Origin of the sequence: Nocardia sp. NPDC051900 (assembly GCF_044452545.1) — a bacterium.
GTDB classification, from domain to species: domain Bacteria; phylum Actinomycetota; class Actinomycetes; order Mycobacteriales; family Mycobacteriaceae; genus Nocardia; species Nocardia sichangensis.
The window spans coordinates 522,162-534,377 of the sequence record NZ_JBITBU010000001.1; the positions used below are offsets into that span (position 1 = coordinate 522,162).

At 69.9% G+C, this 12,216-nt stretch carries 8 protein-coding genes; 5 read left to right on the top strand and 3 right to left on the bottom strand.

Features of this window, described 5'->3' with window-relative positions; translation table 11 throughout:
* The first annotated feature begins 136 nt into the window (after positions 1-136).
* The 5 genes from ACIA5H_RS02445 (at position 137) to ACIA5H_RS02465 (ending at position 6,199) form a co-directional block, all read left to right on the top strand.
* Positions 137-2,605 (top strand): phosphoketolase, encoded by a 2,469-nt coding sequence (locus ACIA5H_RS02445; protein ID WP_397073326.1) that lies wholly within the window; start codon positions 137-139, stop codon positions 2,603-2,605.
* A 39-nt stretch (positions 2,606-2,644) separates the two neighbouring features.
* Positions 2,645-3,265 carry a TetR/AcrR family transcriptional regulator gene (locus ACIA5H_RS02450; protein WP_379254599.1) on the top strand — a complete coding sequence of 207 codons (621 nt, stop codon included), beginning with the start codon at positions 2,645-2,647 and terminating at the stop codon, positions 3,263-3,265.
* A gap of 182 nt (positions 3,266-3,447) precedes the next feature.
* The gene (locus ACIA5H_RS02455; RefSeq protein ID WP_397073329.1) at positions 3,448-4,197 is read left to right on the top strand and encodes a DUF6008 family protein; all 750 of its coding nucleotides are present in this window, start codon (positions 3,448-3,450) and stop codon (positions 4,195-4,197) included.
* Between the two features lie 935 nt (positions 4,198-5,132).
* Positions 5,133-5,507, top strand: a complete 375-nt coding sequence (locus tag ACIA5H_RS02460) for a hypothetical protein (RefSeq protein WP_356966534.1) — start codon at positions 5,133-5,135, stop codon at positions 5,505-5,507.
* Positions 5,508-5,656: 149 nt separating this feature from the next.
* A complete protein-coding gene (locus tag ACIA5H_RS02465; RefSeq protein ID WP_379254597.1) occupies positions 5,657-6,199 on the top strand; it encodes a hypothetical protein in 543 nt (180 codons plus the stop codon).
* Between the two features lie 46 nt (positions 6,200-6,245).
* On the opposite strand, the gene ACIA5H_RS02470 is transcribed toward ACIA5H_RS02465, so the two are convergent.
* The 3 genes from ACIA5H_RS02470 to ACIA5H_RS02480 form a co-directional block, all read right to left on the bottom strand.
* On the bottom strand, positions 6,246-8,798 hold the full coding sequence (locus tag ACIA5H_RS02470) for an ATP-binding protein (protein ID WP_397073332.1): 2,553 nt from the start codon (positions 8,796-8,798) through the stop codon (positions 6,246-6,248).
* A gap of 107 nt (positions 8,799-8,905) precedes the next feature.
* Positions 8,906-11,434 carry an ATP-binding protein gene (locus ACIA5H_RS02475; RefSeq protein ID WP_379254594.1) on the bottom strand — a complete coding sequence of 843 codons (2,529 nt, stop codon included), beginning with the start codon at positions 11,432-11,434 and terminating at the stop codon, positions 8,906-8,908.
* 115 nt (positions 11,435-11,549) lie between these two features.
* Positions 11,550-12,125 carry a dihydrofolate reductase family protein gene (locus ACIA5H_RS02480; protein ID WP_355072221.1) on the bottom strand — a complete coding sequence of 192 codons (576 nt, stop codon included), beginning with the start codon at positions 12,123-12,125 and terminating at the stop codon, positions 11,550-11,552.
* Positions 12,126-12,216: the final 91 nt, after the last annotated feature.

A 12,216-nucleotide genomic window follows, 5' to 3' on the forward strand; every position in this document is an offset into this window, starting at 1 on the left:
GCCCGCTGCGGCTAGGCTGGCGGTGAATTCTCCATCCGGCGTTGTCGATTCCGATCGGCAACCTTCGCAGGACCTCGACGGCGGCCGGTCGTGGCGCCGCCGTCCCCGATGCCATGAGCGTGAGGAGAGTCGGCACATGACCCACATGGCGAGTGCGGGTGGCGATACTTCGGCGGACAACGTCGGCAGCACCGGCGGCCGGACCGTCGCACCGCGTCCCTACCGGCTGGCGGACGTGCCGGGGCCACTGGCACGCGACGAGCTGGCGGCGATCGACGCGTGGTGGCGCGCCGCGAACTATCTCGCGGTCGGCCAGATCTACCTGACGGCTAATCCGCTGCTGCGCGAACCGCTGCGCGCCGAGCACGTCAAACCCAGGCTGCTCGGGCACTTCGGCACGGTGCCCGGCCTGAATCTCGTGTGGGTGCATGCCAATCGCGCGATCCGGCAACGCGGCCTGAACGCCGTCTTCGTCGCGGGCCCCGGGCACGGCGGTCCGGGCCCGAACGCGTGCGGCTGGCTGGAGGGGACGTACTCCGAGGTCTACAGCCACATTCCGCAGGACGCCGCGGGCATGGGCGCGCTGTTCCGCCAGTTCTCCTTTCCCGGCGGGGTGCCGAGTCACTGCGCACCGGAGACGCCGGGCTCCTTCCACGAGGGCGGCGAACTCGGCTATTCGCTGCTGCACGCGTTCGGCGCCGCCCTGGACAACCCCGATCTCACCGTGTTCTGCGTGGTCGGCGACGGCGAGGCGGAAACGGGTCCGCTGGCCACGAGCTGGCATGCGAACAAGTTCCTCAATCCGGCGCGCGACGGCGCGGTGCTGCCGATCCTGGCCCTGAACGAGTACAAGATCGCCAATCCGACCATCCTGGCGCGCATCCCGGAGCCGGAGTTGCTGTCGCTGCTGCGTGGCTACGGTTACGAGCCGATCGTCGTCGCCGGCGACGATCCCGCGACCGTCCACCAGGCGATGGCCACGGCGGTGGACACGAGCATGGAACGCATCGGGCGGATCCAGGGCGCCGCACGCGACGGCGCCGATGGGGCACGGCCCAGCTGGCCGATGATCGTGCTGCGCACCCCCAAGGGCTGGACCTGTCCGCCGGTGGTGGACGGCGACCAGGTCGAGGGCACCTTCCGCGCGCACCAGGTGCCGTTGCCGGGCGCGCGCACCGACGCCGACCACCGCGCGGTGCTGGAACAGTGGCTGCGTTCCTACCGTCCGGAGGAACTGTTCGACGACGACGGCAAGCCGGTGCCGGAGCTGACCGCTCAGGTACCCGTCGGCGAACGGCGGATGAGCGCCAACCCGGTCGCCAACGGCGGTACGCTACTGCGCGACCTGGACCTGCCGGACTGGCGCGACTTCGGCGTCGAGGTCACCGCGCCGGGCGCGACCCGGCACGAGGCCACCAGGGTGCTCGGTGGCTGGCTGCGTGAGGTCACCAGGCGCAATCCGGACAACTTCCTCACCTTCGCGCCGGACGAACTGGCCAGCAACCGCTTGCAGGACATCCTCGAGGTCACCGGCCGCAACTGGCAGGCGGAGATCGACCGCCGCGACCAGAAACTCGACCGCGGCGGCCGGGTGATCGAGGTGCTGTCCGAGCACATGTGCCAGGGACTGCTGGAGGGCTATCTGCTGACCGGCAGGCACGGCGTGTTCACCTGCTACGAGGCGTTCATCCACATCGTGGACGCCATGTTCAACCAGCACGCCAAATGGCTCGACGCCAGTTCGGCGGTGCCGTGGCGGCGTCCGATCCCCAGCCTGAACTACCTGTTGTCCTCGCACGTGTGGCGCCAGGACCACAACGGCTTCACCCACCAGGACCCCGGATTCCTGGACGTGGTGCTGAACAAGAAGGCCTCGATCGTGCGGGTGTACCTGCCGCCGGACGCGAACACGCTGCTGTCCACCTACGACCACTGCCTGCGCTCCCGCCACTACGTGAACGTGGTGGTCGCGGGCAAGCAGCCGCAGGCCGACTGGTTGTCGGTGACCGAGGCCGCCGAGCACTGCGCACGCGGGATCGGGATCTGGCCGTGGGCGGGCCACGGCGACGAGGTGGGCGCCATGCCGGACGTGGTGCTCGCCTGCGCGGGCGACATACCGACGCTGGAGACCCTCGCCGCGGCCGCGATCCTGCGCGAACGTCTGCCCGACCTGCGCGTCCGGGTGGTGAACGTAGTCGACCTGATGCGGCTGCAAACGCAGGACGAGCACCCGCACGGCCTGCCGGACAGTGAGTTCGACACGCTCTTCACCCAGGACCGGCCGGTGATCTTCGCTTTCCACGGCTATCCGTGGCTGATCCACCGGCTGACCTATCGGCGCACCAACCACGACGAACTGCACGTCCGCGGCTATCGGGAGCGCGGCACCACGACCACGCCGTTCGACATGGTGATGCTGAACGATCTGGACCGCTACCACTTGGTGATGGACGTGATCGATCGGGTGCCGTCCCTGCGCGAGCGGGCCGCGGGGCTGCGGCAAGAGATGGTCGACGCGCGGTGGACGGCCCGTGCGTGGACCAGGGAACACGGCGAGGACCTCCCCGAGGTCGCCGACTGGAACTGGCCTTACCAGCGGAGCTGAGCCCCCACGAACTCGGCGGCAGAAAGTACGATCGACCGTATGGAAAGTGGTCAGCGAACCGCCGAGATCACCGACAAGCGCCTGCTGCGCGGTGCGAAGACGCGTGCCACGGTGCTGCGGCATGCGGTCGACATCGCCTCGCTCGACGGATTGGACGGCCTGAGTTTCGGCAGGCTGGCCGAAGACACCGGTCTGAGCAAGGCCGGAATCCAGACCCTCTTCCGCACCAAGGAAGCACTCCAACTGGCCACCATCGATCACGCACGCGACCGCTTCGTGGAAGCGGTCGTCGACCCCGCACGGTCCGCGCCGCACGGCGTCGCCCGTCTGCGGGCCTTGGTGGAGCACTGGATGGTCTATGCCACGACGCCGCTGTTCGCGGGCGGATGCTTCCGCGTCGCGACCATGGCCGAGCACGACAGCAAGCCGGGCCCGGTGCGCGACGCCCTGCTCCGCGATCAGGGAGCGTGGGTTCGGCTGCTGGCGCGGGAGCTGCGCGCGGCGGCGTCCGCCGGTGAGATCCCCGAACTGGACGCCGATCTGGTCGCCTTCCAGATCGATGCGGTGCTCTGCGCGACGAATACCGCGCTGCGGATCGGTGATCCGGAGGCCGCCGACCGCGCCCACCGCATCGTCGAAGGCTTTCTGCGACCATCGTGAACACGCGCTATACGCGTTGGGTATGACTCGAATCGAATTGTCGGGGATACCAGGACATTCGGAAATCTCGGACACGAGCCCGCACGACCTTGTATCTTGCGAACAACGCGTTCCGCGCGTTTCCGAAGCAACTCCCCCCATCCGTCGCCGTTGCCGGAGGGCGCGCAGAAGGGCGGTTCCCCATGAACCACACAGCCGAGGCGACCGGGTTCGAAATCCTAGGTGCGATCTTGATGATGGCCTGGATGGTCGTCATGTGGGCGGCCGTCGGCGTGCTCGCCATCGCGATGCGCAAACCGTTGCGACCATGGATGTTCCGCACCGCGCTCGGTGTGATCGCGTTGGGCGTCATCGCCCAGATAGGTCACTTCCAGGAGCACGTGGCACAGGTCGGATACTGGGTCCAGCACCCGAACTCACCGGCGTGGATGACGCCGTGGGGCACCGGCTTGGCCAAGGGATTCGGCCAGGTCAACCATATGAAGCCGTCGCTCGGGATGGAAATCCTGCACCTGGTCGGCAATTTCCACTTCCTCGCCGGACTGGTCGGTGTCGCACTGGTCACCCACCACGCCCTGGAGAGCAAGGCGCGCAAGTGGGGCCGCATGGGCGTACTGATGCAGGGCATCCACGGACTCGAGCATCTCGCGCTCACCCTGACGGTCGCGTTCGGCACCAAAGCGATCGGCCTGTCGACCTTCTTCGGCCTGCTCGACCCGGGAGCCGGTGCGTCGACCTACCGCATCTGGTGGCATTTCCTGGCCAACGTGATCGGCACGAGCATCTTCGCCATGGCGCTGTACTACCTGTGGCAGGAGCGCGCCGTGATCGAAGCCCCGTTCCGCGACCCCGCCGCCGCGAAGCCGAGCCGCGCACCCGCGGCGGCCACGGGTTCAGGGGCCCCGGCATACGCGGCGGTCACCGAAGCCTGATCCAGCAACCCTAAAGGGCGTCTGCCATCGCGGCAGGCGCCCTTTTCGCGTATGCGCGAAGGACTTTCCGTCGCAGCCCGTTCATCAGCCCACAGCGGCGAGCCGCGCGGCACTGCCGCCGCCCTTCATTCGCCCCCAACCCGCGCGCACGCCGGCTCGACCTCCGCGGTCAGCACGGCCCTGGCGGGGTGAGTGCAACGAAGACACAGCCCCCGTACCCCCGGCCGGTCGTGCTACCCACGCCACTTTCGGCGAGAGCGCCGCATCACTGCCGCGCACCCTACCGGGCCGCCTGAAGGCCGCACCGTCCCGAAAAAGCATCGCGTCGAGCAGGTTTCGCAAAGCCCCGGGGTTACAGGCGGTCGACATTACCCCTGGTCACGACGCCGACCCACGCCGGAAACTCCGCAATTCTTCCCAAGTATGGGAAAGCACTCGACAAGGTATCGACCCGTCGATTAATGTGACGTTATCCAACGGCACGATAGATAGGGACCCGCCGATCGGACCACACCGGGCCGATCTCCGATCCCGAGGTGGCGAGATGAACGGACGCGAACGATGACCGGCATCACGCCGCACCAGCGACGGACACAGACCTGGCTCGTCCGCCCGCTGATCGTGAGCGCGATAGCGGCCACGCCGGAAACCCCGGCGCCGGCCGAAGCGCTGGCCGGGCCCGACGCGATCGTCGCGGCACCGCGCCCCGCAGACCCGGGCCGCCACGGAGACGACAGGCCGGGCTCTTCCCATCCCGACAACCGGGACCGAGCCGACCGGCACCGGCCCGCGGACCAGACGTCCGCGACGGATGCCGCCCCGATCCCTTCCCCGCCCCCACCTCGCGCGGCAACCCCGACCATCGACGTTCGCCGCACCGCCGCCGCTCGAACCGTGTCGCCGCGCACGGCTCGAATTCCGAACGGAGACTTACGATGACCGCCACGACCCACTCCGCCGCACGGCGACTGCTCGCCTGTACCGCGATCGTCGGCATCCTCACCGCCGGCGCCGTCGGCATCGCGGGCGCCGAGTCCCACTCGGGCCCCTCCGACCCGCGCAACGGCACCGGCGACACCAACGGCTGGCACCAGATCGACCCGATGGGCTACAACCACCGCGACAACGACCCGCTCCGCGCGGACGAGCACGACGACGCCATCCGCGACTACCACCAGCGCCAGAGCACCCCTGCGCCGGCCGACACCACCACGGGCAACAATTCCGTCAGCCCCAGCTGGTCGCGCGTCGCCCGCCCGGACGGCAGCGGCTACACCGTGTGCCGCCCGCAGGCCCGCTGGTGCCAGTGATCGCCGGACCGGCTCACTCACTCGCACCCACAACCTTCCGCGACGTCCTTCTGGACTGATCGTACCGCTGTCTAGCGGCACATTACTTGAAGTATCACCAATCCCGGAAATCCACTCCGGCCGGGATAGCGCACGAAAGAGAAACACCAATGATCAAGATTAACGGGCTTCGCCGGACGACCGCGTGTAACGACAAGCGCGGCACGGCACGGACGCTCACCCTGCTGGCGGCGGCAGCGGTGGCGGCGGGCGGCCTGAGCCTCGGCGCGGGCACCGCCGAGGCTCAGGGCGCTGCCTGCCTCTGGGCCGGTGGCGCCTACGGCCAGGGCACCACCGTCGTCGCGGGAGGCTCGACCTTCACCTGCGGCACCGATGCGGTCGGCGCGCCCTACTGGCACCGCGGACACAACGTGCGGCAGGCCAGCACCGTGCCCAACCCGGGCGCGTACACCCACCCCGCGGGCCTGTTCAGCCCCGGCGCCCGCCAGTACGGCACGGAATACAACGACTACTGCGTCGGAAGCCAGCTCATCGAGGGTTCCGAGGACGTCTACCAGGTCGTCTCGGACGGACGCGGCTCCGTGTGGTGGAAGGCCGCGGGATCGATCGACCAGTGGGCCTTCGATCCCGGCACCGGGCCGCAGCATTCCTGGCGGTCGTCGAGCCTGTGCTACGACGGCTCCCTGACCTGACCCCTGACCGACCTTCCTACCGGCACGCCCGTGACCGCCGCCGCGGTTACGGGCGTGTTCGCGTTCGCGCGGGCCTTCGCTCCGATTCCAGCCGGATCCGCTCCTCGAGGTGATCCGGTACGTGCCAGCTGATGTCGGCTCTGGTAGCCGCCATCAGCTTTCTGCATACGGTCGCCACCTGTGCATCGACCGTCCGGATCGAGCTGCCCCTGCGCGCGGCGATGGCGCTGTTGGCCCAGCCCGCGGCGGCCAGCACGGCGACCTCGCGTTCCGCGGGCGTCAACTCGTCCCAGCGCGAGGCCGTCGACCTGGTCTGCGACCGCCGCGCAGGCAGCAGCCGATCGGCGGGCAACCTGCCCAGCAGCAGTAATTGCAGTTCGTCGCGTTCGGGACGCAGGCGGGCGCCGCGCTGGACCGCCGCCTCGTGCGCCTCGGCGCCGAGGACCGCGGTGACCGCCGCGACCGCCTGAGCGGTGCCCCTGGCCACCAGGGTCACCCGGTCGGCGACGATGCCCATGGAGCGGTGCAGCGTGGCGATCCCACCTTGCAGATGGGCGATCTCGGTGGCGGCGGCGATCGCTTCGGCGCTGTCGGTGTCCCCCGCCTCGATCCGGGCGGACAGCAGGTAGGTCAGCGCCATCATCATGAAATGCGCGACCCAACCCGCCGTCCAGGTGTCCCCCGTGATCAGCAGGCGTTCCAGGGTGGACCGCCCGAGCGTGACAGCCTCTCGCGGATCGCCGTGCCGGGACACCGCGATCATCCAGGCCAGCTCCGCCCATGAGGTCGCCCAGCCCGCGTCGGAAGCGACGGCCCGGTCCAGATGCCTGCGCGCGGCCCCGAGCGCGACGTCCGCGTCACCGAGGTTCGCGTACGTGAGCGCCTCGAACAATTCGCTGCGCTGCTCTCCGGCCCGGTCGCCCAAGGTGGCGAATTTCCTGCGCGCCCTGGCCAGCACGTCCACCGCCCGGATGTCGAGATGGATCAGCAGCAGTTCGAGTCCCCAGGTGAACTCCACCGCGGCGGGCAGGCCGACATCGGTCGCCGTCGTCTCCCGCCAGCCGCGCCGCAGTTCCGCGTCGGACAGGCACTCCGCGGCGCATTCGTCCAACAACTGCGCGGTATAGGCGTGTCTGCCCTGCCAGATGGCGATCCAGCCCACCAGCGCGGTCGCGTTGATCCGCAGCCGGGTCGGCGGCGGCTCCACCTGCGCGGTGACTTCCAGCGCCTGTTCGGTCAGGCTGGTGATGGCGCGGTTGGACCCGGTGATGAACGGCACCCGCAACGCCATCAGCGTCGCGGCGGTCTCCAGCCCGACCACGGCCTCCTCCGGATCGGCGAGACTGGTCTCGACGGCGATGAGGATGTTGTCCCAGGCCGCCCGGGCCCAGGCGATCCACTCCTGCTCCCGCGGGCCGTACCAGGTGGCCGGGCCCGCGGCCACGCGGTCGCGATAGTGCCGCCGATGCCGGGCGAACAGCCGCGCCTCGTCCAGGTGATCGCCGCGGGCCGACAGCCGGTCGCGCACGAACACCCGAACGCTTTCCAACAGGTAGTAGCGCACCGTCGAGGTGGTGATACGGGCCGACAGCAGCGAGCGTTCCACCAGGCGCTCGAGCAGCCCCTCGATTCGCTCCGCGGGCAACGTCGCGTCCGCGCACACCGCGACGATCGCGTCCACGTCGGCCCCGCCGCAAGGCGTCTCGTCGTCCTCGGCGTCGCAACCGGTGGCGAACACGGACAAGCGGTCCAGCAGCAACTGCTCGGACGCGGTACACAGGCCGTAGGACCAGGCGATCACGTCACGCACGCTGCGGTGCCGTTCGCCGATGCCGCCCCTGGCCCCGTGCGTCCACTGCAGGCGGCGATCGTCGGTGTCGCCGGACAACTCGCGCAACAGGATCGCCGGTGGCCGGTGCAGCAGCCGCGCCGCGGCCAGGCGGATGAACAGCGGGTTGTTGTCGACGTGCCCGCAGATGCGGGTGGCGATGGCGAGCTGGCCCGGATCCTCGGAGATCGGCCGCCCGGTGCGCTCGGCTCGCCGCCGGAACAGTTCGAGGGCGTGCACGCTGGACAGCGGGGGCACGGCCACCAGCTGCTCGTCGATCCAGCCGATCGGCTCCCGGCTGGTCGCGACGATGGTCAAGCCGGGGGCCGCTTGGAGCAGACCGATGATCAGCGGGCCGACTCCGGCCAGCACGTGTTCGCAGTTGTCCAGCACCAGGATGGTCCGGTGCGTCTCGCCATCGGCGAGACCGTCGGCGAAGATCTCCACCAAACCGTCCCAGGCGGAGCGGCCCGCGATGCCGTTCTTCGCGACGGACAGCAGCACCTCCTCGGCGACCGCCCCGGTCTCCGCGCCGGGCACCAGCCGGGCCAGGCGCGTCCAATACACCGGGTGCCGCGCCGCGCCGCGATAGCGCCGTACGGCTTCCACCGCCAACGTCGTCTTGCCGATGCCGCCGGGCCCGACCAGGGTGATCAACCGGGCGCTGGACGAGCTCAGCAGGGCTTCTATCCGCCGCAGTTCGGCATGCCTGCCCACGAACTCGACGGGCGCGGCGGGACCGTTGTCACCACCGCTGTTCACCTCCGACATGCCGACGCACCTACCGATCCAGACAATCACCGCTCGAGCAGCCTAATGGGCGCGGCCGGGGGAAGGGTTTCGCACGCCTCCGGCCCGGTCGCCGGGGAGGCAGTCGTCTATCGATCCCGGCTCCCCCCTCGACGGCGACGGCTGGGCCGCCGTTCGGATTCGTAGCGCACCCGATCGGCGAGTTCATCGGGGATGTGGGCCGCGATGTCGGCGCGCGAGGCGATCTCCAGCTTCTGCCGGATGGCGGCGACCTGCGCGTCGACCGTGCGGATGGAGCTGCGCCGCCGCCCGGCGATGGCGCTGTTGGGCCAGCCGGCCGCCGCGAAGACGGCGACATCGCGCTCGGCGTCCGACAGATCGTTCCAGCGGGAAGCGGGCCGCCGCGACACCGGCCGGGAGGCCGCCGGGCGATCCGGGCGCCGGGAGGCCGGGACCGGATCCGCGGTGGAACACCACAGTGCGTCCAGTTCGGGCCGCAGTCGCGTTCTGCGCTCGGCGGCGGCATAGGCCCGGTCGCCGAGCACCGCGCGGGCGGCCTCCGCCGCGCCGCGGAGTTCGGCGGCGATCAGCGGAACGCGTTCGACGGAGATGCCCATCGAACGCTGCCGCGTCTTGAAACTGCCGACCAGATACGCGATCTCCGTCGCGGTGTCGGTGCACGCGGCACGATCGCGGCCCTCGGCGCGCTGCGCGAGCAGGACCTGGGCCAGCGCGACGATGTGCGCGCCCACCGCCCAGCTCGCCGTCCAAGTGTCCTGTTCACCGCGGTGCCGCGTGAGCACACCATGGGTCAGCGTCAGCGCCTCGGCGGCGGACCCGTGCTTGGCCAGCGCCACCGCGCGCGCGATCTCGGCCCAGGCTCGCGACAACGTCGAGCCCGACGATGCCGACCGCGCCAGGAACCGCGCGGTGTGCTCCAGCGCCTGCGTCCGGTCGCCGACGAGAGCGGCGCAGAACACCACGAACACGTCACTGCGCTCCGCGCCGATGCGATCGCCCTGTTCGGCGAACTTGTGGCGGGCCCGGGTGAGGACGGTGATCGCGCGCCGGTCGCCGCGCACGAGCATCAGTTCGAGGCCCCACATCCACTCGACCGGCGCGGGCAGCCCGAAATCTGTGTCGGTGTATCGCGGGCCCGCATCCGACGGCAGGGCCGCGCGGTCGGCGAGCAGTTGCGGGATGTGATCGGTCCGCCCCTGCCACAGCGAGTTCCAGCCGAGCAGAGCGGTGGCCAGGTCGGCGAGCCCGGAGGTGCCGGGGCCGGAGCCGCGGGTGGCCTCCAGCGCGCGTTCGGTCAACCGGGTCAGCGCGCCGGCGCCGGACTTGACGTACGGCACCTTCATCGAGAGCAGGACGGTGGCGATCTCGAGGGCGACCACGGCTTCGGCCGGGTCCGCCAACCCGGATTCGATGCCGAGCACGATGTCGTTCCACGCCGACCGCGCCCATGCCAGCCAGGTCTGATCCTGCGGACCGAGCCAGAGGGCCTGTCCGGCGACCACCTTGTCCCGCAGATACCGGCGGTGCCGTCCGGCGAGCCGGTCGAGCTCGGCGCGGCCCCGGCGGCACAGCCGCTCCCTGGCGAACACCCGGACGCTGCCCACCAGGTACCAGCTGACCGTGGTCGCGGTGAGGTGCGCGGACAACAGCGACTGTTCGGTGAGCCGCTCCAGCAGATGTTCGATCTCACCGGCGGGCAGGTCGTCATCGGCGCATACCGCGATCGCGGCGTCGAGGTCGATGCCCCCGCGCAGCGACTCGTCGTCGGTCTCGTACCCGGCGGCGAAGACCGACAGCCGCTCGAGCAGCAACTGCTCGGAGGGCCCGCACAGCGCGAACGACCACGCGATCACGTCGTAGACGCCGCGGTGGCGCCGCTCGGCGCCCGCACGCGCTCCGTGGGTCCAGTGCAACCGCTTGTCATCCGCGTCGCCGGTGAGTTCGTGCAGCACCATGATCGGCGGTTGATGCCGCAGGCGCGCCGCGGCAAGTCGGATGAACAGCGGGTTGTGGTCGACCCGGCGGCAGATCCGCGCGGCAACGGCCGTCGCCTCGCGCTCGTCCGGGATCGCGCGTCCGATGAGTTCGGCCCGCTGCCGGAACAATTCGAGCGACTGCCGCGGCGACAGCGGCGGTACGGGCAGGATGTACTCGTCGGCCCAGCCGATCGGTTCGCGGCTGGTGGCCAGGATGGTCAGTCCCGGTGTGCCTTCCAGCAATTCGGCGATCATCGCCGCCACCGCGCCGAGCAGGTGTTCGCAGTTGTCCAGGACGAGCACGGCGCGCTCGGTGCGACGGTCTCCGCTGGTGAAGGTGCGCACCAGCGCGTCGCGGGCCGGTGGCGAACCGGCATCGGCGCACACGGCCGACTGCATCACGTCCTGCGCGGTGGCGGTGCTGTCGGCCTCCAGCCCCGCCAGTCGCGCCCAGTACACCGGCCTGCCCCGCACGCGGACGCCACGGCGTAGCGCCTCCGCGGCTAATCGGGTTTTGCCGATTCCGCCCGGGCCGACCAGGGTGATCAGGCGGGCGCCGCCGTCCAGCAGCGTGCCCAGCCGGTCCAATTCCGTTTCCCGGCCGACGAATTCACTGGTGGATGCAGGCAGCACGTCGCCACGTGCCTGAACCAGGGACATAAAACGAAAGTTAGCCGACGACGCGGCAAAGCGCTCGACAATCAGAGGTTACGTCGACGGTGAAGCCGTCCGCTCGCGCGGTCGCCGGTCCGGTACGCGCTTCCCGCGCCGGTTCCTACCTGGCGGAGGCCATCTGCTGGTAGTGCATCTGGACCACCGCGCTGTCGAAGGTCATCACGTCCACCAGTTGCAAGCCCGACACCACCGCGGGCGTCGGGAACAGCGGAATCCCGCCACCGAGCAGGATGGGATGCACGAACAACCGGTACTCGTCGATCAGGTCGTGCTTCATGAACGCCGACGCCGTCTCCGCGCCGCCGAACAGGACCATGTCGCATCCCGGCTGCGCGCGCAACGCCGTGACCTCCTCGACGAGGTCCTCCCTGACCACGCGGGTGTTCCACCCCGCGCAGGCCATGGTGCGCGAGAAGACCAGTTTCGGCGTCTCTTTCCAGCACCGCGCGAAGTCCACGTAGAACTCCGAGATCGCCGGATCCACGTCGGCGGTCGGCCAGAACGACGCCATGATCTCGTAGGTCTTGCGGCCGTAGAGGAACAAGTCGGCCGAGCGCAATTCGTCCAGGAACGACTCGCACAGTTCCTCGTCCACCACCGGCCAGTGGACCTCCTGATCCGGCCCTTCCGCGAAGCCGTCGAGCGACATCTGCATCCACAGTGTCACGCTTCCCATGTGCCCACACCCATCTGCTGCCCTTGTGCGACATTCAGATTGTCGGGGGGAGCGACACTTCGGCGCATCGGTAGGTTGCCCGCAGACATAC